Source organism: Fodinicola feengrottensis (assembly GCF_039530045.1).
GTDB lineage: Bacteria > Actinomycetota > Actinomycetes > Mycobacteriales > HKI-0501 > Fodinicola > Fodinicola feengrottensis.
Window position 1 is genome coordinate 1 of sequence record NZ_BAAANY010000038.1, and the last position, 23,068, is coordinate 23,068.

22 protein-coding genes are annotated in these 23,068 nt (G+C 67.7%); 15 read left to right on the forward strand and 7 right to left on the reverse strand.

Going from position 1 to position 23,068, the window contains the following annotated elements; genetic code table 11:
- Positions 1–56: 56 nt before the first annotated feature.
- The 4 genes from ABD301_RS35580 to ABD301_RS35595 form a co-directional block, all read right to left on the reverse strand.
- Positions 57–878 (reverse strand): LLM class F420-dependent oxidoreductase, encoded by an 822-nt coding sequence (locus ABD301_RS35580; RefSeq protein WP_344314565.1) that lies wholly within the window; start codon positions 876–878, stop codon positions 57–59.
- A 38-nt stretch (positions 879–916) separates the two neighbouring features.
- Positions 917–1,861, reverse strand: a complete 945-nt coding sequence (locus tag ABD301_RS35585) for a COX15/CtaA family protein (protein ID WP_344314566.1) — start codon at positions 1,859–1,861, stop codon at positions 917–919.
- A gap of 55 nt (positions 1,862–1,916) precedes the next feature.
- On the reverse strand, positions 1,917–2,867 hold the full coding sequence (locus ABD301_RS35590) for a PP2C family protein-serine/threonine phosphatase (RefSeq protein WP_344314567.1): 951 nt from the start codon (positions 2,865–2,867) through the stop codon (positions 1,917–1,919).
- Positions 2,868–2,958: 91 nt separating this feature from the next.
- Positions 2,959–3,984: a helix-turn-helix transcriptional regulator gene (locus ABD301_RS35595; protein WP_344314568.1), complete on the reverse strand. Its 1,026-nt coding sequence runs from the start codon at positions 3,982–3,984 to the stop codon at positions 2,959–2,961.
- 95 nt (positions 3,985–4,079) lie between these two features.
- On the opposite strand from ABD301_RS35595, the gene ABD301_RS35600 reads away from it, so the two are divergent.
- Together ABD301_RS35600 and ABD301_RS35605 are read left to right on the forward strand one after the other, a co-directional pair.
- Positions 4,080–4,649: a TIGR03086 family metal-binding protein gene (locus ABD301_RS35600; protein ID WP_163567138.1), complete on the forward strand. Its 570-nt coding sequence runs from the start codon at positions 4,080–4,082 to the stop codon at positions 4,647–4,649.
- Positions 4,650–4,829: 180 nt separating this feature from the next.
- Positions 4,830–5,138 (forward strand): hypothetical protein, encoded by a 309-nt coding sequence (locus ABD301_RS35605; RefSeq protein WP_163567137.1) that lies wholly within the window; start codon positions 4,830–4,832, stop codon positions 5,136–5,138.
- A 117-nt stretch (positions 5,139–5,255) separates the two neighbouring features.
- Here ABD301_RS35605 and ABD301_RS35610 read toward each other — a convergent pair whose 3' ends face one another.
- On the reverse strand, positions 5,256–6,842 hold the full coding sequence (locus ABD301_RS35610; RefSeq protein WP_344314569.1) for an N-acyl-D-amino-acid deacylase family protein: 1,587 nt from the start codon (positions 6,840–6,842) through the stop codon (positions 5,256–5,258).
- A 233-nt stretch (positions 6,843–7,075) separates the two neighbouring features.
- Between ABD301_RS35610 and ABD301_RS35615 the strand changes: the two genes are divergently transcribed.
- From ABD301_RS35615 to ABD301_RS35625, 3 genes are all read left to right on the forward strand, one after another.
- Positions 7,076–7,825, forward strand: a complete 750-nt coding sequence (locus ABD301_RS35615) for a hypothetical protein (RefSeq protein ID WP_344314570.1) — start codon at positions 7,076–7,078, stop codon at positions 7,823–7,825.
- A 30-nt stretch (positions 7,826–7,855) separates the two neighbouring features.
- A complete protein-coding gene (locus ABD301_RS35620) occupies positions 7,856–8,608 on the forward strand; it encodes an SCO4651 family lipoprotein (protein WP_163567135.1) in 753 nt (250 codons plus the stop codon).
- A gap of 236 nt (positions 8,609–8,844) precedes the next feature.
- On the forward strand, positions 8,845–9,702 hold the full coding sequence (locus tag ABD301_RS35625; RefSeq protein WP_344314571.1) for an alkaline phosphatase family protein: 858 nt from the start codon (positions 8,845–8,847) through the stop codon (positions 9,700–9,702).
- Here ABD301_RS35625 and ABD301_RS35630 read toward each other — a convergent pair.
- Both ABD301_RS35630 and ABD301_RS35635 read right to left on the reverse strand, forming a co-directional pair.
- Complete coding sequence (locus ABD301_RS35630) at positions 9,692–10,699, reverse strand: TolB-like translocation protein (protein ID WP_279579334.1); 1,008 nt, start codon at positions 10,697–10,699, stop codon at positions 9,692–9,694. The two genes, ABD301_RS35625 and ABD301_RS35630, sit on opposite strands and share 11 nt — an antisense overlap.
- Positions 10,696–11,910, reverse strand: a complete 1,215-nt coding sequence (locus ABD301_RS35635) for an MFS transporter (RefSeq protein WP_344314572.1) — start codon at positions 11,908–11,910, stop codon at positions 10,696–10,698. Before ABD301_RS35635 ends, ABD301_RS35630 begins: the two co-directional genes overlap by 4 nt.
- 159 nt (positions 11,911–12,069) lie before the next feature.
- Here ABD301_RS35635 and ABD301_RS35640 point away from each other — a divergent pair, with 159 nt between their 5' ends.
- From ABD301_RS35640 to ABD301_RS35685, 10 genes are all read left to right on the forward strand, one after another.
- Complete coding sequence (locus ABD301_RS35640) at positions 12,070–13,047, forward strand: helix-turn-helix domain-containing protein (protein WP_344314573.1); 978 nt, start codon at positions 12,070–12,072, stop codon at positions 13,045–13,047.
- Between the two features lie 367 nt (positions 13,048–13,414).
- Positions 13,415–14,380, forward strand: coding sequence for a tyrosine-type recombinase/integrase (locus ABD301_RS35645; RefSeq protein WP_163567131.1), 966 nt, complete (start codon positions 13,415–13,417; stop codon positions 14,378–14,380).
- Positions 14,377–14,571, forward strand: a complete 195-nt coding sequence (locus ABD301_RS35650; RefSeq protein WP_163567130.1) for a hypothetical protein — start codon at positions 14,377–14,379, stop codon at positions 14,569–14,571. Before ABD301_RS35645 ends, ABD301_RS35650 begins: the two co-directional genes overlap by 4 nt.
- Positions 14,568–14,837 (forward strand): hypothetical protein, encoded by a 270-nt coding sequence (locus ABD301_RS35655; protein ID WP_163567129.1) that lies wholly within the window; start codon positions 14,568–14,570, stop codon positions 14,835–14,837. Before ABD301_RS35650 ends, ABD301_RS35655 begins: the two co-directional genes overlap by 4 nt.
- Positions 14,838–15,084: 247 nt before the next feature.
- Positions 15,085–15,516: a hypothetical protein gene (locus tag ABD301_RS35660; protein ID WP_344314574.1), complete on the forward strand. Its 432-nt coding sequence runs from the start codon at positions 15,085–15,087 to the stop codon at positions 15,514–15,516.
- A 1,285-nt stretch (positions 15,517–16,801) separates the two neighbouring features.
- Positions 16,802–18,325 carry a phage terminase large subunit family protein gene (locus tag ABD301_RS35665; protein ID WP_344314782.1) on the forward strand — a complete coding sequence of 508 codons (1,524 nt, stop codon included), beginning with the start codon at positions 16,802–16,804 and terminating at the stop codon, positions 18,323–18,325.
- A gap of 13 nt (positions 18,326–18,338) precedes the next feature.
- A complete protein-coding gene (locus tag ABD301_RS35670; protein ID WP_344314575.1) occupies positions 18,339–20,468 on the forward strand; it encodes a phage portal protein in 2,130 nt (709 codons plus the stop codon).
- A complete protein-coding gene (locus ABD301_RS35675) occupies positions 20,468–21,634 on the forward strand; it encodes an HK97 family phage prohead protease (RefSeq protein ID WP_344314576.1) in 1,167 nt (388 codons plus the stop codon). Before ABD301_RS35670 ends, ABD301_RS35675 begins: the two co-directional genes overlap by 1 nt.
- A gap of 11 nt (positions 21,635–21,645) precedes the next feature.
- On the forward strand, positions 21,646–22,188 hold the full coding sequence (locus tag ABD301_RS35680; RefSeq protein WP_344314577.1) for a hypothetical protein: 543 nt from the start codon (positions 21,646–21,648) through the stop codon (positions 22,186–22,188).
- Between the two features lie 99 nt (positions 22,189–22,287).
- Positions 22,288–23,064, forward strand: coding sequence for a hypothetical protein (locus ABD301_RS35685; RefSeq protein WP_344314579.1), 777 nt, complete (start codon positions 22,288–22,290; stop codon positions 23,062–23,064).
- Positions 23,065–23,068 lie beyond the last annotated feature (4 nt).

The window sequence follows — 23,068 nt, forward strand, 5'->3', positions numbered from 1 at the left end:
AACCCACCTGACCAGGCAAAACACCACCCAAGATCAAACTAGCGAGGAAACTCAGGCTAGCGGGTAATGCGGGCCGCGAAGGTGTCGAGGGTCTGCAGGGATTCGGACCGTGGCTGGGTCGGGAGGAAGAACAGGACTCGCTCGACGCCGGCGGCCTCGTACGCGTCGAGGTCGACGCCGAGATCGCTCACCCCGAAAAGCGTCACCGGGATGTGCCGGCCGGCCCGGTCGCGCAGGCTCTTGATGGTTTCCGCCAGGTCGGTCGGCTGCCGGCTGGCGCTCGGCATCCAGCCGTCGCCGAGCTCGACGACCCGGCGCTGTGCGGCCTCCCCTTCGCCGCCGATATAGATCGGCAGGGTCGGCTGCACCGGCTTCGGCCAGGCGTAGATCGGGTCGAAGTTCACGTGCTTTCCGTGGAACTCGGCCTGTTCCTTGGTCCAGATCTCCCGGATCGCTCGCAGCTGCTCATCCAGCAGTGCGCCGCGGGTCCGCGGATCGGTGCCGTGGTTACGCATCTCCTCGCGCTTCCAGCCGGCGCCCACACCGAGCACCGCGCGGCCGTTGGACACCAGGTCCAGGCTCGCGGCCTCCTTCGCGGTGTGGATCGTGTCCCGCTGGATGACCAGCGCGATGCCGGTGCCCAGCAGCAGTTTCTCGGTCACCGAAGCGATCGCGGACAGTGCGACGAACGGGTCCAGCGTCCGGTAGTAGATCCGCGGCAGTTCGGTACCGCCCGGATAGGGCGTTTCCTCGCGTACCGGAATGTGGCTGTGCTCGGCGATGAAGAGCGAGTCGAACCCGCGCTCCTCGGCGGCCCGGCCGAGGTCGGCGGGCCGGATGCCCTCGTCGGTGATGAAAGTGGAGAGTCCGATTTTCATGTCTGTCGCAACGGGGTTGGTGCCCGGTTTGTTCCGCGTCAGACCCGATCCGCGGCCAGCTCGACCGGCACCTCGGTCTCCACCGCGGGTGGTACGTCCAGGCCGCGCCGACGCAGTGCGAACAGTGGTCGCAGGGCGCTGATCCAGAGCACGATCGCGCCGGTCACGTGCACCGCGACCAGCACGATCGGCAGGTGCGTGAAGTATTGCGTATAGCCGATCGCGATCTGGGCCAACTCCACGATGAACAGGACGGCGATCGCCTTGGTGGCCGCCTTTGGTGCCTTTCCCGCGGCGAAGGCGACCAGCGCTGCGATGGTGAGCCCCACCAGCAAGATCGCTGAGTCGGCGTGCACCATGCTGACGATCGCCGGGTCGAGGCCGGTGCGTACGGCGGTCGCGTCGCCGGCATGCGGGCCCGACCCGGTCACCACGGTGCCGATGACCACGGTCAGCCCGGCGGACAGGATGAGCAGCCACGCCAGAATCCGGAACGGCTGCGCGCCGAGCCACTGGATGGGCCCGTCGCCGGCCTCGCGAGACCGCACCCAGAAGACGTACGCGACGACGACCAGGGCTGGCGACGGCAGGAAATGCGCCGCCACCACCCACGGGTTCAGGCCGCTGAGGACGGTCAACCCACCCATCACCGCGTTCAGCAGGATGCCGCCGACGAGGACGACGCTCAGCGCGATCAGCGGCTTGCGGCGGGGCCGTGCCAGCCAGGCGAGGCCGAAGGCGATCAGCGGGATGGCGACATCGGCGAAGACCAGCATCCGGTTGGTGAACTCGATGATGCCGTGGATCCCGTATTCCGCCGTCGGCACGTACGACCCGTCGCCGCATTTGGGCCAGGTCGGGCAGCCAAGCCCCGAGCCCGTCAGTCGTACTGTCGCGCCGGTGACCACGATGAAGGCGTTGCTGACCAGCGCAGCGAGGGCGACCCAGATCAATGGCCGGCGCAGCCGGTGGGAATCACTCACCGGCTCAGTCTAGGTGCGCCCTTTTTTGTTGCTCCGGCCTGTCGCGGGGAACCTGCTAACGGCGGCGACGCCCATGCCGGCGGCCGAAAACCCGGGCGAAGAAACCGCGGCGTACGGGCGGCTCAGGCTCCGGTGCCAGGGCCGGCATCACTCCCGGCGCATCGATCGACAGCACTGCCGGCGCATCGACCGGCGCACCGGTGGCGGCGACCTCGGCGTCGACGATCGGCAGCTTGACGGTCGGCGGCATCTCCGGCTCCGGCTCGGGTTCCTCGGCGATCACGTCGCCGATGACCGCGGTGACGTTGTCCGGCGCGCCGCGTTCCAGGGCCAGCTCGATCAGCTCGTTGGCGCACTCGGTCGGGTCGGCGACCTCGCCGAGGGTCGCCACGATGATGTCCCGATGGACCACCCCGGTCAGCCCGTCGCTGCAGACCAGGTAGCGGTCGCCCAGCTCGACGAACTCCTTGCGCAGGGACAGGTCGACCGGGTCGGTCTGCAGGACCTTGGTGACGAGGTTGCGCTGCGGATGCGACTCGGCGTCCTCGGGCCGGAGCGAGCCGCGGTCGATCAGGAGCTGCACGTACGAGTCGTCCTTGCTCAGCTGCACCATCTCGCCGCCGCGCAGCCGGTACGCCCGGGAGTCGCCAGCGTGCGCCATCACGATCTGGTCGCCGGTGAGCAGGAAGGCGCTGAGCGTCGTACCCATCCCGGCGAGTTCCGGCTTGGCTTCGGTAGCCGCCCGGATCCGCGCCGCGGCATCGTCTCCCGCACTGATGAAGGCGGCGGCAGCGGCGTCCGGGGAGTCCGCTGCTTGCTCCGTGTCTACCGCGGACATCGCGGCGATGGCGGCCGCGCTGGCGACCTCACCGCCGGCCGCTCCGCCGACGCCATCGGCGACGACGATCAGCCTCTCACCCGCGAAATACGAGTCCTGGTTGTTCTCCCGGACCCGGCCGGGGTGGGTGGCGGCACCGGTACGCAGCCGCTGGGCAGTCTTGATCACGGTCCTATCGTGGCGGTTCTCGTCAACGATGTCTCTAGCGACTTGTGCACAGGGTTACTTTCATGCCGGATTCTCCCGATGATCGCCCTGCTCACCGCCCCGGCCGAGCACGCTGCGTGGCCCCAGCGGCACGATCGCGTTGCCCGATCGGGCCTTGGTAAGTGGCCAGAACGGCGGCCGCGGTGGCGACCAGGTCGTCCTGGAGCTCCACCGGCGACACCACCCGCACCTCCGTGCCGAGTCCGAGCAGCACACCGCGAGCCGGCAGCAGACCACGAAAGCGAGCCCGGACCTCACACCAGCCGTCGGCGTCCGGCGGATCGTGTTCGGGTGGTTCGACCATCTGCCGGCGGGTCGCACCGAGCATCAGCGCGAGCCGCTCCGCTCGTACCCGAACGACGACGTCGATGCCCTTGCCGGAAGACTCGAAGGTGGTGCGCAGCCGATGCCACAGCTCTTCGAGGTCCAGATCCGCTGGCCGGGTGGACGGCTCGTCCAGCGCGGTGGCCTCTTGTACGCGCGACACCCGGAACATCCGCGGCTCGTCGTTGTGTGCCGCGATCAAGTACCAGATGCCGGACTTGTGGACGAGTCCGTACGGGTCGAGGAGGTGGTCGGCGGCCGGGCCGCCGCGGCCGGGCTGGTAGCGGATCCGGATCCGCCGGTCCTGCCAGACCGCGTCCTCGATCACCGGCAGCGTTGGTAGCTCGTCGAGCTCGGCGCCCCAGCGGCGGCTGTCGACCACCACCCGCTGCATCGCGTGATCTACCTCGGGTTGCTGGCCGACCGGCAGCGCGGCCATCAGCTTGCGCAGGGCTGAGCGCAACGCCGGCTCCATCCCCGGCGTCGAGGTGTCGCCGCGGCCGGTGAAGACGAAAAGCGCGCGGGCCTCGTCCGTACTCAGGCCGGTCATGTCGGTGCGATAGCCGGGGAGCAGGGCGCAGCCGCCGTTGCGGCCGCGCTCGGTGTAGACCGGGACGCCGGCGGCGGACAGCGCCTCCAGGTCTCGGTAGATGGTGCGCTGCGACACCTCCAGCCGGCCGGCCAGGTCGGCCGCGGACAGCTGACCGTACGTCTGCAGCAACATCAGGATGGACAACAGCCGGTCTGACTTCACAGCTGGAAATTCTGCCAGCAATATATGACAGCCGATGTCAGATTATCGCTGCCATGCTGCTCCCCGTACCGCCAACCAGCTACGAAGGAGAAGTAATGAGCGACCCGCGGATCTTGTTCGGCCAGGCGCTGGACCAGGCCGAGAAGGTCATCGCCGAGGCGACCGAAGAGAAGATGAGCCTGCCGACGCCGTGCGAAGAGTTCGACGTACGGAAGTTGAGCGGGCACATGATCGGCGTCGTGCGGCGCGTCATCCACACCGGTAAGGGAGGCAAGGCCGCGGACGTCTCATCGCTCGTACCCGATCTGCCGGCCGCTGAGCTCATCCCGCTGTTCCACGAGGCGCGGGCCACCGTCGAGCAGGTGTGGTCGGACGACGCGTTGTTGGACAAGGTGCTGTCGCTGCCGTTCGGCGAGTTCCCTGGCCGGGCCGCGATGCTCGCGTACGCGCAGGAGATGACTGTGCACTCGTGGGACCTCGCGAAGGCACTCGGTCGGCTGGACCTGCTCGACGACTCGCTCGCCGAAGCGGTGCTGCCGATCGCCCGGCAATTCGTGCCCGCGGACGCTCGTGGCGGCCCGATCCCGTTCGGTCCGGTGGTCGAGGTCGAGCCGGACGCCGGACCGTACGCGCAGCTAGCGGGGCATCTCGGCCGGCGGCCCTGAAACCGGAGCGGAGCGGACACGCCGTACGGGAAAAATGATGCCATTTCGTTATATCTGCTGAGCGTGGCCCCCGCCTACTGGGGCGGATGTGGCGTGTGGCATCTTTTGACAGTCAATGTCCGGATTGCTAGCTTTCACGGGTCGTGTCCGATTAACGGACTCACGGAAAGGACCCGTTCCATGCGTATCTTGCGTGCACGCACCGCTCTCGCACTGGCACTCCTGCTATCTGTGTTGCTCATCGGAGCAACCGCAGCGCCGGCTACGGCCGCCACCGTCCACAGTGCCGCGGTGGCTCAGGTTGCCGTCGCCACGACGTCCGTCCACCTCGACGGCCCCGCCGGCCTTCCGGTGCCGGCCCTTCCGGTGCCCGGCCTGCCGGACATCGGCAGCCTGGTCGGCACCGTGCTGGGCGTGGTCATGGGTCTGCTCAAGACCATCACCTCCCTCCTCCCGGGTGGCCTCCCACTCCCAGCACTCCCCAAGTAAGCCTCTAGTCCCGCTCCACTCTTGCGGCGCGCAAGTCGGTACGACCGCGGCGCGCAATGCGTCGACAACCGCGGCCTCGTCATCCACCGGATGACGAGGCCGCAGTTGTTTTGGGGTTCAGGCGGGGGACAGGCGGCGGCCGCGGCGGGGGCCGACGTAGGTGCCGTCGACGACGACCGGGTGGCCCGCCTGCATGACCCACGGGATGCCCAGTGGCTGGTGTACGGGGTCGCGGTAGTCGCAGATGTCGGCGACGGTGTCCGGGTCGAAAGCCACCAGGTCGGCGATCGTGCCGGCGGCGACTCGGCCGCGGTCCGGGATGCGGAAGGTGTCCGCCGGCAGCGAGGTCATCCGACGGACCGCCTCGGGCAGGGTCAGCAGCGCCCGCTCGCGGCGATAGCGGCCCAGCACCCGCGGGAAAGTGCCGTAGAGGCGCGGGTGCGGCTTACCGCCGGCGCCGGGCGGCAGGCCGTCGCTGCCGATCATGGTGTGCTCGTACGACAACGCCGTCTCGATGTCGGTCTCGTTCATGCTGAAGCTGACCATCGAGGCCTTGAGCTCCTCGGCGAGTAGCACGTCGATCAGCGCGTCCACCGGCTCGACCTGCCGGTCGGCGGCGATCTCCGCGAGCGTACGACCCTCGTCGCGGTGGCTGCCGGTGGTGGCGACCAGGATGCCGTCCCAGCCGGCGCCACGGATCGTACTTTCCCAGCCGGGCAGACCTTCGGCGATGAGCCGGGCCAGTTCCCGGCGGCCGCCGGGTGGGTCGGCCAGCCGCTTCAGGATCGCGGCCTCGCCGTCGGCCAGGTAGCTCGGCGGCAGCACGGTCGCGAGCATCGTGGACGAGGCGTCGTACGGATAGATGTCATGGCTGACCCGCTGGCCGGCCGCCTTCGCCTGGTCGAGGGCGGTGATCGCGGCCGGCATCCGGCCCCAGTTCGGGCGGCCAGCCGATTTCAGATGCGAAATGTGCGTACGCCCGGCGGCGGCGCCGATTTCCAGCGCCTCGGCGATGGCCTCCAATAACCCGGCGCCCTCGTTGCGCATGTGCGTCGCGTAAAGGCCATCGCCACCCAGCACCTCGGCCAGTCGGACCAGCTCCGACGTGCCGGAATAGACCGCCGGCGGATAGATCAGGCCGCTGGACAGGCCAAAAGCGCCGGCCGCCATCGCCGACTCCAGCTCAGTACGCATGACGGCGATCGCGTCATCGTCCGCCGCCGCGTCGGCCATCCCCATCGCCGCGATCCGCAGCGTGCCGTGCCCGACCAGCTGGCAGTAGTTGGTGACATACCCGTTCTGGTCAGTCGTACGGAAGAACTCGTCGAACCCGGACCACGCCCAGTCGATCGGCGGGAAGAGTCGGCCGGTGAACGCGGTGAAAGTGTCGGCGTGCCGGGAACGGCGAGGTGCCAGGCTGAAGCCGCAGTTGCCGACCACCTCGGTCGTCACGCCCTGGAAGATCTTGGTGGTGTCGTCAGCTGCCAGCAGCGGCGCGTTGTCGGCATGCGAATGCGTGTCGATAAAGCCGGGCGCGAGCACCAGCCCGGAAAGGTCGACCACGGGCCCGTCGTACGAGCCGCTCACCGCGCCCGGCGCCTCGACGGCCTGGATCCGGTCGCCGGAAACCAGCACTTCGGCGGCCCGCAGCGGCGCCCCGGTGCCGTCCGCCAGCTGGGCACCAATCAGCAGCTGCTCGCTCATCGACTTCCTTTCCTGGTACGAAACGTGGTCCGTTCTTGATCTTCGCACCGGAACCCGTGAATGTGACGAAACGGCGAGGTTTTGTCTGTTTTATGAGCCGTATCGTCACATTCGCGAAGCGACCAAGACTGACTGAAAAGATGAATTCCTGGAATTCACATGACGGTCCCTTGGCTTGCGGGCTATTTTCCCTCATGCCTCGATGAGGCTTATGACGGGGAGAGGAAACGGGGATGCATCGCAAGGCAATGACGGCTGCCCTCATGCTGGGGCTCGCGGTCGGGATGACCGCGTGCGGACCGGCGCAGCCCAAGGCGGCGGGTACGAATGCGACGCCGGCCGCACAACAGTCCACCGCGGCACCCCAAACGCCAGTTGAGCTGGTGCAGGGCTCGCTCGACAAGACGATTGCCGCGAAGACTTCGAAGATCGACGTGCTGATCACCGTCGGGGCGCCCGGGACCAAGGAGAAGACCGCGGGCAGCGGGGTCGTGGAATTCGGTACGCCGGCGTCGGATCTGACGCTGACCGCACCGAAGCGGCATGAGATCAGCGTGGGCTCGGACAGCTACGAGCAGAAGAGCGGCAGAGCCTGGAAAAAGCTGAGCCCCGACGATGTAGGTGCCGGGCAGGGCGACCAGCTGGACATGCTGCATTTCCTGCAGATTGCTTCAGACCAGGTCAAGACCACCGGGAAGACCACGATCAAGGGCATCGCGGTGACCGGTTACACCGCGTCGGTCAACCTGGACACCGCGGTGGCCGGCGCCGATCCGGCGGACAAGCCCAACATGGAGAACATCCGCAAGTCGCTCGGCAAGCCCGAGCTCCCGGTGCAGGTGTGGCTGGACGAACAGGGCCGGATCGTGCACTTCGAGATGGCGCTGCCGCTCACGTACCAGGGTGTGAAGGTCACCACCGACACCACGCTCACGCTGTACGACTTCGGTGCCCCAGCGCAGATCGCCGCACCGAAGGTGTAGGACTTTCGTTGTAGAGAAAGGAAAACGGGGATGTATCGCAAGATGACGACGGCCGCCATGGCGGCCCTGGTGGCGGTGGGGCTCACCTTCGGGGCGGGCGCCTGCTCGCTTCCCAAGACCTCCACCGCGAGCCGGCCGCAGCCCAAGGTGACCAGCGCTCCGCCGCTGTCACCGCTGCAAATGGTGCAGGCCGCGTTCACCCAGACCTCCAAGGCGAACACGTTCAAGGTCTCGTTGACGATGGTGGTCACGATCCAGGGACGAAAGATCACGCTGTCCGGTGACGGCTCCGGGCAGTGCCAGCCGCCGGCCGCTGACATCGTGTTGTCCGGTCCGACCAAGGTGCACTCGATCACCGTCGGCTCGACCGTCTACGAGCAGGTGAATGGCGGTAAGTGGACGAAGACCCAGGGCAGTGGCGGCAGCAGCCTGGGCTCGGGCAACCAGGCCGACACCCTGCGCTACCTGGAACGCGCGGGCAATGTCACTCCGCTCGGGGCGAAGACAGTCCATGGAGCCTCCGCTACCGGCTATACGGCGACTATCGACCTCAACAAGGCGATCGCCGCGGCCAAGGGCGATGAGAAGACGGCTCTGGAGGCGATGAAGAAGGGCCTGGGAAAGGACACCTTGCCGGTGCAGGTCTGGCTGGACGGCCAGGGGCGGGTCGTCGAGTTCCACCTGACGGTTCCGACCACGATTCAGGGTCACCAGCTCGACATCGACATGACGATGACGATGTTCGACTACGGCACTCCCGTACACATCGTCGCGCCGATCTAACTCTCCCGGGAGCCGACACCGGCGACCCCGTCTTGCTGGTATGCACAGTCTCCATCTGTTCTGGCGATTCCTGCCCGAAGCCGCGGACGCGATGCGCAACTCCGGCACATACGTCCGCGGTGCTTTCGGCTGATTGACCCGATGCCAGATGTCGTCATGGCGCGAATGTGCCACCGGGGTGGGCCCGAACAGGGTAGACAAATGCGGATACAGTCGCCGACCGTTCGGGAGTCCCGATGCGTGTTCGTCGCTCCTCCGCGTTCCGAGCCGCCGCGATCCTGGGAGTAGCCGTCGCGGTAGCCCTGGTTGGCGCGGCCCAAGCCATCGCCACCCCGTCGCTGCACCGGTACGACCACGTCGTGATCGTGTTGCACGAGAACAAGAACTATCCAGATGTGGCGTCCGGAACCAACGCACCTTACCTCCAGCAGTTGGCCGCCCAGGGCGCGCTTTCCAGCCAGTCGTTCGGGATCACCCATCCGAGCCAGCCGAACTACGTCGCGCTGTTCTCCGGCACCACGCAGGGTCTTACTGGAGACGGCTGTCCGAACACGTTCAAGGGCAAGGGAAACCTGTTCCAGCAACTCGGCGCCGCGGGGATCAGCTACGGCTCGTACGCGGAGGATCTGCCCAGCACGGGCTACACCGGCTGTTCCTCCAGCAAGTACATGCGCAAGCACGCGCCCTGGGTGAATTTCGACAATGTCGACAAGACCAAGCAGTGGCCGTTCTCCTCTTTTCCCAGCGACTATTCGACACTGCCCACCGTCTCGTTCGTGATTCCGAACATGTGCGACGACATGCATGACTGCTCGATCAGCACCGGCGACACCTGGCAGAAGAAGCACCTGGACGCGTACGCGCAATGGTCCAAAACTCACAACAGCATGCTGATCACCAGCTTCGACGAGGACAATTTCACCTCTGTTAACCAGATCTACACATCGTTCGTCGGTTCGAATATCAGCGCCGGGAAGTATTCCGAGCAAATCGATCACTATCGCGTCCTGCGTACCCTCGAGGACATGTACGGGTTGCCCGCGCTCGGCAATGCGGCGAGCCGGACCGCGATCACCGACATCTTCACGGGCTGAGCGCGGCGGGCGATTCGGCGTCGGGGATCAGCAGTCCGGGTCGCCCGGTGCCGTCGGCGGGGACCGCCCACACGTCGGCGTGTCGGGCGTCTCGCCGCACCCCGTACATCACGGTGTGACTGTCCAGCCAGGCCGGTTGGTCGTCCACGCTCCGCGGCTCAGCGAGCAGTGTTTCGCGCATCGTGGCGAGATCGAGTACGGCGAATCGCCACGGTTGCGTCGGGTCGCTGGACACGCGTTTCTTGTACGCGATCCTGGTGCCATCCGGCGACAATGACGGGCACTCGACATTTTCTCGCAGCGTACGAAAAGTACGTCGGGCGAAGTCACCCTCAACCAGATAGCGCTTCCCGCCGGTGCCGGCCGTGGCGTAGAAATGGTTGTCGTCGCGGGTGAACGTGACGCCCCAGTAGTTGAGGTCCGTTGCCTCGTACGGGCGGCCATTCATGGTCAGCGTGAAGGTCTCCAAAGTGCCGGCGAGGACATCCGCGGTGGTGTCCAGAATGCCGGACCGAGTGGAGAACTGGCTGGTCCCGGTGTACGAGTCGCCGGCGACGAACGTCGTCCACGACACCATCCGGCCGCTCGCCGACACCCGGGCGCGGCTCGGGATCCCGTTCATTGGGATCGCCCGGCGGGCAGCCGCGTCCGGCCCGAGCAGGGCGATCTCGTACCCACCCGGATTTTCGGTGCTGGGCCGCAAACACACGCCGCTGCCAGCAGCGGCGTACGCCCGCGCGCAGCGGTCCGCGGTGAACGCGCGGCCCGAGCGCGGGGAGGATTCCGGAACCTCGGCCAGGTGGCCGTAGCTGGGACCGTCCACAGTGGACCGAAAGACGAGCCACTGACCGGCCGCCAGGGTCACCGCTCCCGACCCGCTTCCGGTCGCCCCAGAGCGGTCGGCGGCCCGTACGGCGTACCAACCGCCGGCGCCGGCCAGCACCACCACAGCCACGCCCACCACGGCCATTCGCGCGCGGGTGGACAGCGTTCTCATTTCGCGCTCCGCAACCACCACACGGCCAACGGCAACGCGACCAGGACTCCGGCGGCCGCGACGAAGCCGGCTCGGTCGGGGCCGAAAGCCTGCCAAGCCAAGCCGAAAATGACAGACGAGAGCAGATACGCCAACGCCTGGCAGGTTTGCAGCAACGCGAGGCCGCTCGTCCTAACGCGCTTGGGCAGGAGAGGACTGGCGGTGGCCATAAGGACGCCGTCTACGGCAGCGTAGAACGCGCCGTAGAGAGCCAGCGCGAGGATCGCCGCGGGCCAGCTGCCGCGGTGACCAGCCAGCAGCAGGTAGACGGCCAGCAGAGCGACGTGGCCGCCGACGACGACCCGCCAGCGGCCGAACCGGTCGGCGATCGCCCCCAAGGGCGTGGCCAGCAGCAGGTACGACACGTTCGTACCGACCGCCAGCAGCGGAAACCACAGCACCGGCAGACCCTGCCAGCGCTGGATCAGCAGATAGACGAAACCGTCGCCGACGGTGACGAGTCCGAGGAGGATGGCGGCGTACGCGAGCCGGCGGATCCGCGGGTCGCTGAGAAGTCCTAGCGCCTCCTTCAGGAGCGGCCGCTGTGCCGGCACGTCATCGTGGCTGTTGCGTACGAACAGGATCAGCAGCAGAACGCCGAGCACGGCCACGCAAAGACTCACCACGAAAATCGCGTCGTACGCCTGCGCTGTGCCGGCCAGGACTGCGAGCGCGACCAGCGGTCCGAGGAACGCACCAACGCTGTCCAGGGTCCGATGGACGCCGAACGCCCGGCCGAGCGCGGCCGGCTCGGCGGACAGCGTGATCATGGCGTCTCTGGGCGCCGTACGGACACCTTTGCCCATCCGGTCGGCGGCGATCGCCGCACCGACGCCCAGTGCGGACCCGCCGGCCGCGAGCAGGCCGATCTTCGCGACCGCCGACAGCGCATAGCCGGCGCCGGCCACCGTCTTGCGGGCCCGCCACCGGTCGGCCGTGTAGCCGCCGAGCAGTCTGGTGACCGCGGTGACGCCGGTGTAGAGGCCGTCCATAAGTCCGTACTGGGCAATCGACAGGCTCAGGCCAAAGACCAGGTACGCGGGCAGGACCGCGGTCACCATCTCCGATGACACGTCGGTGACCAGGCTGACCAGGCCGAGCGCGACGACGTTCGCGCCGATCGCACCGACGACCCCCGAGCGGGCACCGGGTCGGACCGACGACAGATACACGACGGATTCGTATCGCACGACCAGGCGCGGCGGTGGCGAGATCACGCCAATGTCACACAAGCGCCATCTCCGCCTCGAAGCACCCAAGATCCATCAAGACCGGACCATCGGTGCCAACCGACCGGCATGATGCAGCTGGGCCCGACAAGGAGGATGCCCATGTCTGACCTGACCGAGCACCTCAGCCGGCTCGGCCTCGACAGCACCGAGACGGTCGCGTACGCGCGGCTGCTGACCTGCGGACCTGTCGTGCCGGCCGAGCTGGCCACCGCGACCGGTCGCACCGAGCCGGCCATCCGGCTGGCGCTCGGGCGACTGGGAGAGCTTGGCCTGGTGCGGGAGCTCGCCGACGGCACCACGGTGCCGGTGCAGCCTGGCGGTGGAGTCGACCTGCTCGGTCTGGAGCGGCAGGCGGAGGTACGTGCCGCCCAGGCCGCCGCCCTCAACGCGTACGACCTCTTCCGCCGCAGCGTGTGGACGCAGCCTGCGGACAACGTGGTGGAGGTTGTCACCGGGCGGTCCAGCATCCTGGCTCGGAGTGACTTGGCCGAAAGCTCGGCCAGTCACCAGATCCGTCGCTTCGACACTCCGCCGTACCATCGGCCGAACACGATCGCGAACCCGCAGGAACTGGAAAACCTCGCCCGCGGGGTGGAATACCGGGTGGTTTATGCGCGGGTCTCGGTGGAACGGCGAGAATATTATGAGGGAAACATCAAGCCGTCCATCGCCGCCGGCGAGCTGGCCCGAGTGCTGCCGACGGTGCCGGCGAAAATGACCATCGTCGACCGGCGGCTAGCGCTCGTTTCGTTGCCCGCGACCGAAGCCGCGGTCAACAGTGCGGTCATGGTCGTCCATCCGTCGAGTCTTCTGCTCGCACTGGAAGGGCTTTTCGACTTGGCCTGGCGGGCGTCGTTTCCGGTCCATCTCGGCGGTCGCGTCCCCTCTTCGCTGAGCCCTGGGGAGCGTCGGCTGGTGGCCCTGCTCTCCGCCGGCATGACCGACGAGAAAATCGCCGAACTGCTGGGCATCAGCCGCCGTACGCTGGTACGCCGAATGGAAAAACTGATGTCGCTCGCCGGCACCACCAGCCGCTTTCAGCTAGCCCTGCACGCCAGTCGACACGGATGGCTCTGAGAAGCTGCTGTTCAAGTGCGATGTTGATCTTGGTTAGTTAGCCCGTACGAAAAGGATATTCCGGACCGATGCCCGTTATGTGTAGACCAACTAACCAAGATCAACACCTAGGGCGACTCAACGTGACTGCCGGGGGGGAGTTATTCCCACTTGAAGGACACTATCGGGAATCTTTAGAGGAAATTTGTCGTAGACTGAGGGAGCTGATCTCCCGCCAGAGACCGATTGAAAGGATGTCTCTGGAATGGGTGTACGCAAGGACCGGACGCGACTGTCCGAGGCGATCGAGCAGTACCAGATCTGGTGCACGCAGCGGGGGATGGCGGTCGCCACTCGCGCGAATGACAAGTCGGTCCTCACGAGGTTCGTGAAGCTGACCGGCGACCTGCTGGTGTCCTCGCTGGAGGAGCACCACGTCGAGGAGTTCCTCTTTGGCCCAGGCGGGTTGCGGGCCGAGCACCTCGACTACCGAGGACATACTCGGCCCCCGATCAGCGCGTCGTCGGCGAATGCCGCCCTGGCGCGCATGGGGCGTTTCTTCCACTACTGCCAGCGAAAAGGCCTGACCCGGCGGGACCTCACGGGCGACATCATGTCGCTGAAAGCCCCGAAGAAATTGCAGGTGCGCCCGGCGCCCGACGTGATGCTGGCGATGCTAGACAGCTGCGAGGAGCCGCGAGATCGGGCGCTGATGGCTGTAGCGCTCAACACGGCCGTCCGGGCGAGCACGATCAAGGCGGCGAGGGTCGGCGATCTGAACCTGATCGAAGGCGGCTTCCGCGTCGAGCTGGTCAAGACCAAGGACGAGAAGGTGCTCCCCGTCACGGCCGACCTGGACCGGGAGATGCGCAAGTGGCTGACGACCTACGCGGAGAACCTGGGCCGGCCGCTGCGGTCCACCGACTTCCTCGTCCCGGCCCGCAACAACGGCCGGTTCTACTGGGTGACCCACGAGGACGGCAGCCGCGAGTGCCTCCGGACGGCTATCGAGTACCTGCCGCACAAGCCGATGGCGAAGATGGAGGAGGTCATCCAGCGCGCCTATACGGCGGTGGTGGGCGGTGACATCAAGGGGATCGGGATCCACACCATCCGCCGGGGCGTGGCCCGGGCGCTGTTCGACCAGCTCCAGGAAGAGGGCGGGTACGACCACGCCATCCGGGTCGTCTCGGCCCTACTTGGTCACAAGCAGGCCGGCACGACCGAGCTGTACCTCGGCACCTCCTCGGAGGAGCGCAAGCTCGACCGGGTGATGCGCGGTCGCGACTTCCTGACCGCGATGGTGCCGGCCGCCGACGCAGACAATGTCGTGCAGCTGAGGGCCGCGCAGTGACCGCCGGTCGGGGCACGTACGACCCGCACCTGCTGGTGACGCGGGTCGTCAACATGCTGGCCGCTGAGGGCCTCCGGCCGCAGGTCCGGGGCGGGGACATCGGGCGGGCGGTGGTGGCCGCAGAGACGCTCCTGATCGCCATGCAGGTCACGCCGGTGGTCGACCTGGGCGACGAGGACGACGAGTCGTGATCGCGGACCTGCTCGCCGCCCTGGACCAGGAGCTTGCCGCCGTCGGCCGGCGGCGAGAGGACTGCACGTTCTGGCGCACGGCTGTCGACGTGGCGATGCTCGACATCGGGGAGCGGTACCCGGAGGAGGTGTGGACGCTGGCGTACGACTGCGTGGAGCAGCACCGCAGCGCCGTCCTGCTCGGCGGTGGGAGGACGGCCCGGCGGGCGCTGGCCACTCGCGTCCTGCTGCTCCAGACGGCCGGCAGGGCGGTCGCGGACGCGTAGCCGACCACGCACTTGGGGAGCCGGTCGCCGCGACTGGCTCCCCTCCTGTCTCTAAGTATCTTGCTAGTACTGCTGGGATCCGACGACGATGTCACCAAGGATCGTTGGTAGCAAACGGATCCAGGTGACGACACCCGCACACCCGCAGGTCAGATGGGCTAGCGAAACCACACTCCATGCCTCAGGCTCACGGTAAGTGCTTGAAGTCTCAAGCGTCTACCGCCGGACGTGACAGGGAGATGCACCAGTGGCCGGGAAGCCCCACAAGAGCCGCATGGCGATCGCCGCCGAGATCGACGAGGTCGTCAAGCTGAACCTCGCCGGCCACTCGTACCGCGCGATCGGCCGGCGGCTCGGGATCTCCCACGAGACGGTCAGCCGCCGGGTAACCGCCGGCATCGCCCAGATCGTGATCCCCGCCGCCACCGAGATGCGCAAGGTAGAGCTGGAGCGGCTGGACGGCTACCTGCTGGCCCTGCAGCCCGCCATCGAGCGGGGCGACGACAAGGCGATCACGACCGCGCTGCGGATCCAGGAGCGCCGGGCGAGGTACCTCGGCCTGGACGCGGCCCTGGAGCTGAGCGTCCAGCACACGTTCCCCGGCACGGTCGAGGACGAGATCGCCAGGCTCGAGGCCGAGCTGGCCCTCAACGACGCCCACGAGGTCGCCAGTGGCTGACTACGGCGCCAGGCACGCAGGCCGCAGCGCCCTTCTCGGGCTGGTGGACCGGTGCGCCTCCCTCGCGATCGGGCTGGCGGCGGGCGCCCTGCTGGTCCCGCTGCTGCTCGCCCTGCGCCTGGTGGGCTGAGCGGTGGCCTCGAAGCTCCAGCTGGTCGCCCCGCAGCTCTACAGCTACTGGACGCGTGGGAAGGGCCTGGCTCGCTGGGCTGCCTCCCCGACGCCGTATCGCGCGCTGCTGGCGGCCCTGGCGTCCGAGGGCGTGCCGCCCGGACAGGCCAAGGGTCTGGCGGCGAACATCTATCACTCGGCACTGGGCACGTGGCCCGGCGAGCACGGGGGCGGGCATGGGCACTGACCCCCAGGACGACGACGGCGACACCATCGTGCGGGGCACCGAGTGACGGCCGCTCCGGAGAGGCGTCTGGAGATCCTCCAGCGGATCTACGCACTCAAGGCATACCAGTGGATATGTGACAAGCAGGACTGTAATGGGACGAGTCACCCCGGTTTCCCGCACGCACATTCCAGGAGGAACCAGCGTCCCACAAATGACCCGGATGCCCTGATCTGGCTGCTATTGGCCGGTCGCGGCTTCGGGAAGGCGTTGGCCCTCGATACACCCATCCCGACGCCGACCGGCTGGACCACCATGGGCGGCTTGGCGATAGGAGACCGGGTTCTCGACGATCAGGGCCGCCCGTGCCAGGTCGTGTTCGCCACGGAGACGCAGTGTGATCGGGAGTGCTACAGGGTCGTATTCGATGACGGTTCGGTGATCGTGGCTGATGCCGAGCACATGTGGCTGACATGGGACAAAAGAGCCCGGAAGGCGCACGGTCGATCAATCCAACCTCAGTATGGTCCGCAGATCCGTACGACCATCGAGATCGCGTCGACCGTGATTGTGCAGAACGGCCGCGAACGTAACCACTCCGTCGTGAACACCGGACCGCTCGAACTGCCGGACAGGTCCTTGCCGATTGACCCTTACGTGCTAGGTGCGTGGCTGGGCGATGGTTCAAGCGCCTGTGCGGAGATCACCGTGTCGGACGAGGACGCGGACGAGCTACTCCGGGCCCTCGCCGCTGCAGGCGAGCCGGTGACCGGTCCTGCTCGGAGGAAGGAGGGCGCACGGTGCGCCACCTACCCACTTGGAGGGGCGCGTAACCGCGCACAGCCCCGTAGCACAAGCCTGACGGCGCGGCTGCGAGCGCTCGGCCTGCTCAAGAACAGGCACGTGCCGGAGAGGTACCTACGAGCGTCACAGTCGCAGCGCTTGGCCGTGCTGCAGGGGCTGATGGACACCGACGGCAGCGTCATTGTCGGTGGTCACGTTGAGTTCTGCACCACCCGGCAGGCTCTGGCCGACGGTGTCTTCGAGTTAGCCGTCTCGCTGGGCCACAAGCCAGTCAAGCGTGCGGAACGCGCCCGAATCGAGGGCAGGGACGTAGGACCGCGCTGGCGTGTCACCTGGTCGCCACGACACCAGGTCTTCCGACTGGCCCGGAAGGCCACGGCGGTTCGTATGACGACCACACAGGCCAACCGCACTGCCCACCGGTACATCGTCGCCTGCGAGCAAGTGCCGTCCGTGCCAGTGAGGTGCATCGCGGTGGACTCCCCATCGCATCTGTTCCTGGCGGGTCGGACGATGATCCCCACCCACAACACCCGGTCCGCCGCCGAGTGGTCCAAGACCCGGATGCTGGGCGAGCCGAAGCATCGCCTGGGCATCGTCGTGCCCCGGTTCGCTGACGGGCGCGACGTATGCGTCGAGGGCGAGAGCGGCCTGCTGTCGGTGCTGCCTGACGACCGCGTCAAGGACTGGAACCGGTCGCTCGGCGAGCTGAAGCTCGCCAACGGCTCGATCGCGCGCATCTACGCCGCTGACACCGAGAAGTCGGCGGAGACGCTTCGGGGCCCGCAGTTCCACTCGCTCTGGTACGAGGAGCTGGCCAACCAGCGGTACGGCCCAGTCGCCTGGGACCTGGGCATGATGGCCCTGCGGCTCGGGAGCGACCCGCGCGTGTGCGTCTCCACGACGCCGAAGCCGACGAAGCTAATCAAGGAGCTGGTCGTCGACCCGCAGGTGCACGTCACTCGCGGCTCGACGTACGACAACGCCGCGAACCTACCGGCGGTGATCCTGGAGCGGCTGCGAGCCAAGTACGAGGGAACCACGATCGGCCGGCAGGAGCTGCACGCCGAGGTGCTGGACGACATCGAGGGCGCGCTGTTCACCCTCGACCTGATCGAGCGGGCGCGGATCCTGGAGTCCGGCTGCCCGGAGATGGACCGGATCGTCGTGGCGGTGGACCCGGCGACCACCAGCACCGCGCAGAGCGACGAGACGGGCGTGGTGGTGGTCGGCCAGCACGCGGACCAGCTCTACGTCCTGGCGGACCTCTCGGGCACCTACACGCCATCCGAGTGGGCGACGGTCGCGGTGCAGGCGTACTACGACTCCAACGCCGACCGGATCGTCGCGGAGACCAACCAGGGGGGCGACATGGTCGAGACTGTGGTCCGCCAGGTGCGGCTGCCCGACGGCAGGACCGGCCGCAACGTGCCGTACCGGAAGGTCACCGCCACCAGGGGCAAGGTCCTGCGGGCCGAGCCCGTGCAGGCCCTCTACGAGCAGCGCCGCGTGCACCACGTCGGGCACCTGGCCGAGCTGGAGAGCCAGATGACCACCTGGGTGCCGGGCACCAACGGCTCACCGGACCGGCTCGACGCGCTCGTCTGGGGCGTCTCGGCGCTGGCCTTCAAGCAGGCACGGACGCTCAGCTTCGCCGGCACGGCATAGGGGGGATCAAAAGATGCCTGACTTCAAGGTGACAGACCGGCGGACGCCGATCGGCCCGCCGTCGCCGGAGCCGCTGGAGCGCCGTGACCCGACGATGGCCACCCGGTCCGTGCGGTTCATCTCCCCGAGCCAGGGGCAGATCTCGGACTGGAACGCGCAGCAAGCACTGGAGCTGGCCTACTACAACAACATCTGGGTCTACCGGTGCGTCCAGATCATCGCCCAGGCCATCAGCGCGTTGCCATTCCGTGCCGGCGGCGATATCGAGCGGCCGAACGACTACAGCACCAAGGCCCCGCTGGCGCGGATGCTCGGCCCCGCCGGCCGGCCCAACCCGCAGTTCACCTCCCGGCAGATGTGGCAGCAGGCCATCGCCAGCTACCTGGTGACGGGCGTCTGGGCCTGGGAGCTGGACTTCGGCTCTCCAAGGCAGCCTGCGCCCCAGTACGCGTGGCCGATCCCAGCGAACCTCATTCGCCCGGTCCCAACAGACGGCGGCAGCCGCTACTTCGACGCCTACAAGTTCGTCGATCGCGGCCAGCTCAGGCACCTCAGCCTCGACCAGGTCTTCTACGCCTGGCGGCCCAGCCAGCTCGACCCTCGGCAGCCCGAGAGCGTGCTGCAGGCCGCCAGGCTGGACGTGTCCACCGCGATCATGCTCTCCGAGTACAGCGTCGGCTTCCTCCGCAACAACGCCATGCCGGCCGCCGCCGTGGTGACCCAGGCGTTCGAGAACTCCGAGCAGAAGGCGGCCTTCCAGGCCCAGTTCCAATCGAACTACCGGGGCCCCGCCAACGCCGGGAGGACTGCGTTTCTTGAGGTCAACGGCGACGGGGACGGCGGCGTTGGCGGGATGCTGGACATCAAGACGCTGGGGAGCACCCAGCGGGACAGCCAGTTTATCCAGCAGATGATCCAGGCGCAGCACTCCATCTCCATCGCGTTCGGCGTGCCGGTGTCCAAGCTGGGCGACGCCAGCGAGCGCACGTATAGCAACGCGGGCCAGGAGCACCAGAACTTCTGGTTCGACACCATCTTGCCGCTGGTCTCGGAGCTGCAGGACCACATCAACCTCCGGCTGGCACCGCTGGTGGGCTCGGAGGCCGGATGGTTCGACACCAGCGGCGTCGTCGAGCTGCAGCCGAAGCGGAACATCACGGCGGTCTCGGTGACGGAGCTGAAGCAGGCCAACCTGATCACCGACGACGAGGCCCGGGACTACATCGGGCTGCCGGCGGGCATGGACCCGGCCAAGGACGAGCAGCCGAGCGTCGTCTCGACGCTGAACCTCGCCCAGGCCGCCGTCGCCCTGGTGGACGCTGGCTACGACCCGGCGGCCGCCCTTGACGCGGTGGGTTTGCCGCCGATGGCCTGGGTAGGTCCGCCCTTCACCTCGTCGCCCGCACCCGTAGCTATCCCGACGGGACAGGTGCAGGCGAGCGACGACGCCGGGGAGCAGCGCCACGCCGGCCCGGACCATGCCCCAGTCCCCACCGGGCACCTCACGAAGGGGATGTCAGCCGCCTACCTGGAGGCGAAGAAGCGTGGCGTCATCCGCGACGCGCACGTCGCGTCACTGACCCGGGCCATGACCAAGCAGGCACACCACATGCTCGACCGCCAGGCCCGCTCCGTGCGGGGCCGCCTGGAGGGCAAGCGCGGGAGGCTCCTGGTTGAGAAGCGGGACACCACCGGCACCGGCATCTACGACCCGATCTTCTGGGTCGAGGAGGTCCGGCAGTGGGCGTCGGCTATGTACGAGATGGCTCTGGCCCTGGCGGCCGGCGCGGACCAGGTAGACCCCGGCTCGGTCGACCAGTTCATCGAGGCTCGGTCGGACGCGTTGGCGGCCACCCTGACCGAGGAGATCCACCGAGCCGTGTCCACGCAGTTCCAGGCGGGCCTGGACGCGGACGAGGATCACGAGCGCGTCGTCGAGCGGATCAACTCGTCGATGTCGACGCTGGTCATCCAGCGGTCGGAGGAGCTGGCCCAGATGGAGGCCGTCCTGGCGTACGACGGCGCGGCCGAGCTGGTGTCAGGCGTGGACGCCTCCACTGTCGGCCAGCTGCTGACCCAGATGGCCGCCAACGAGATCGACCTCGACCAGGCCCTCGCGGCCTTGAACGGTAAGGCGGCGTGATGACGAAGCACGAGCAGAGGTCGCTCCCCGGCGTGGAGCTGCGGGCACTCGACGAGGAGAAGCGGCAGTTCACCGCGAGGGTCTGCAGCTACGGCGTCGCCGACTCCTACGGGTCGGTCTGGGCCCCTGGCGTGTTCACCCGCGGGCTCCAGCAGAAGCTCCCGAAATGCGCCTGGGGACACGACTGGACCGAGGTGATCGGCCGGGGCATCTCGTACGAGGAGCACCCCGACGGCCTGGACATGACGGTCCAGCTGGACGACTTCGACGCAGTCCCGAAGGCCCGGCAGGCCTGGGCCCAGCTCAAGAGCGGGTCGATGGACGAGTTCTCCTTCGGGTTCGCTCGGCAGCAGTGGAGCGAGAAGCGCGACGACCTGGAGCTGTACGGCCCGGACGCGCGCGAGCTGATGACCGAGGCCCGGATGGACGAGATCTCCCTCGTGCTCAAGGGCGCGGTGCCCGGCACCCGCCTGCTCAGCACCCGCTCGGAGGCCCGGATGAGCCGCGAGAGCGCCGCCGACCTGCTGACCAGGGTGGCGGCAGGGGCGATGCCCCTCGTCGAGGCCCTGAGGGCCCTGGACGCCGAGGACCGCGCCGAGGCACCATCCGACGGACCAGCTGGAGCGCCCGACGAGCCCTCTGGCGCGATGGTGGCGCTCGTGCCGGACCAGGCGTCGCTGGACTGGCTCGCCCGTCTCGGCGGCGACCACCCAGCGGACGGCCTGCACCTGACGATCAGCTACCTCGGTGAGGACGCGTCGATCGACGAGCAGACGAAGGCCGCGATCCTGGCCGCCATCACCGACTGGGCCAGCACCGAGGCGCCGATGGTGACTGATGTCGCGGGCAGCGCCTACCTAGGGCCGCAGAGCAGCCGGGTGGTGCTAGTCGAGTCGGACGATCTCGTCAGCGCCTGCCTGGACGTAGGCGACATGGCGCCGCCGGCCAGCCACCACCCGAACTTCGTGCCGCACGTGACCATCTCGGACGCGGGCGACCTCCCGCAGGTCCCGTACGGCCAGCAGCTCACCTTCGACAAGGTCCGAGTCGTATATGGCCCGGACGTGCACGACATCCCTCTCACGGGTACCGACGCGCTGGACGCACTGGAGGACCAGCTGGATCCGGACCTGGAAGACGCGCTCGACATCCTCGACCGGATCTAAGGAGACCCGACATGGCGATCAGCTCATCGGACCTGCTGTACAAGACTTCAACCACGGCCGGGTCTGCAGGCAACACCAACACCCAGACCGTCGCCGGCAGCTCGCTCGGCAAGTACGTGAGCACCTCGTCCATCACCACCGCGACCCTGAACAACCTGTTCCCGGACGTGACCGGCGACGAGAACTCGGCGTCCAACGTGGACTACCAGTGCATGTTCATCCACAACAACCACGCGACCTTGACGCTCACGAGCCCCAAGGCGTGGCAAAGCGCGGAGACCTCCGGGGGCGTCGACTGCGCCATCGGCCTCGACCCCGCCGGGGTGACCGCCAAGGGCTCGTCGAGCGCTCAGGCGGCCACGATCGCCAACAAGAACACCGCCCCGTCCGGTGTCACTTTCTCCGGCCCCACGACCAAGTCCGGTGGCCTTTCGATCGCCGACATCCCGGCGGGCAGCGTCGCCGCTATCTGGGTGCGCCGGACAGCCAGCAACCAGGCAGCCCTGGACAACGACAGCGTCACCGTACGCGTCGAGGGCGACACCAGCGCCTAACGAGCAGGGAGCCCGGTGCTGGCCCCGCGACTCCCTGCTCCCTCATTCGAGTGCGGAATCGCTTGTATAGACAGGATATTCGGGAGGAGGCGGTAGTCGATGGCGGCGAGGACATTCACCAACAACGCGGTGGTCACCACTACTACCAGCAGCATGACGGCCACCGTCCCGGGTAACGCCGGCACCTTCACCATCGCCGCAGCGACGAACTGGCCGACGGCGAACTTCACGGTCCTGGTGGACTCCGAGCTGATCCTGGTCAGCTCCCGGTCCGGGACGACGTGCACCGTCGCGACCAGCGGCCGTGGCTACGACGGCACCACGGGGGCGATCCACGCCAGCGGAGCGATCATCAGCCACCAGGCGGCGTCGCTGGACTACCAGGAGGCCAACAACCACGTCAACGCCTCCTCGGGCGTGCACGGCGTCACCGGCTCGGTGGTGGGCACCACGGACACCCAAGCGCTGACCAACAAGACCATCAACGGCAGCAGCAACACGATGACCAACCTGGTCACGTCGCAGGCGTTCTCCGGCTCCGCGTCGGTGGTCACAGGCGCGACCGTGACGACGGTGGTCTCCTTCTCTGCGACAGTCCCGTCCGGGTGCCAGCTGGCCGAGGCCGTATTCGAGCTGACGTACACCGGGACGAACCAGAGAACCGCGTTCAACATCTCGCTCGGCGGGACGGCGATGTCCGGCGACAACTCGCGCTGGGTGAGCCTGCCCGACGGCAGCACATACGGTGTCTCGAAGGCGTGCTTCCTGGCCTCGCCGCCGACCGGCGCGCAGACCCTGCTCATCAAGAGCGTGGCCAGCACGGCGGCCGTGACCGCGACGGCGTCCATCTCAGGCGTCCTGAAGTACTACACGTAGGCGC

Bases quoted from the DNA above. Each gene is read 5' to 3' on its own strand.
- ABD301_RS35580 (WP_344314565.1), bottom strand. From the start codon at position 878: ATGAAAATCGGACTCTCCACTTTCATCACCGACGAGGGCATCCGGCCC.
- ABD301_RS35600 (WP_163567138.1), top strand. From the start codon at position 4,080: ATGAGCGACCCGCGGATCTTGTTCGGCCAGGCGCTGGACCAGGCCGAG.
- ABD301_RS35605 (WP_163567137.1), top strand. From the start codon at position 4,830: ATGCGTATCTTGCGTGCACGCACCGCTCTCGCACTGGCACTCCTGCTA.
- ABD301_RS35610 (WP_344314569.1), bottom strand. From the start codon at position 6,842: ATGAGCGAGCAGCTGCTGATTGGTGCCCAGCTGGCGGACGGCACCGGG.
- ABD301_RS35615 (WP_344314570.1), top strand. From the start codon at position 7,076: ATGCATCGCAAGGCAATGACGGCTGCCCTCATGCTGGGGCTCGCGGTC.
- ABD301_RS35620 (WP_163567135.1), top strand. From the start codon at position 7,856: ATGTATCGCAAGATGACGACGGCCGCCATGGCGGCCCTGGTGGCGGTG.
- ABD301_RS35625 (WP_344314571.1), top strand. From the start codon at position 8,845: ATGCGTGTTCGTCGCTCCTCCGCGTTCCGAGCCGCCGCGATCCTGGGA.
- ABD301_RS35630 (WP_279579334.1), bottom strand. From the start codon at position 10,699: ATGAGAACGCTGTCCACCCGCGCGCGAATGGCCGTGGTGGGCGTGGCT.
- ABD301_RS35640 (WP_344314573.1), top strand. From the start codon at position 12,070: ATGTCTGACCTGACCGAGCACCTCAGCCGGCTCGGCCTCGACAGCACC.
- ABD301_RS35670 (WP_344314575.1), top strand. From the start codon at position 18,339: ATGCCTGACTTCAAGGTGACAGACCGGCGGACGCCGATCGGCCCGCCG.
- ABD301_RS35675 (WP_344314576.1), top strand. From the start codon at position 20,468: ATGACGAAGCACGAGCAGAGGTCGCTCCCCGGCGTGGAGCTGCGGGCA.
- ABD301_RS35680 (WP_344314577.1), top strand. From the start codon at position 21,646: ATGGCGATCAGCTCATCGGACCTGCTGTACAAGACTTCAACCACGGCC.
- ABD301_RS35685 (WP_344314579.1), top strand. From the start codon at position 22,288: ATGGCGGCGAGGACATTCACCAACAACGCGGTGGTCACCACTACTACC.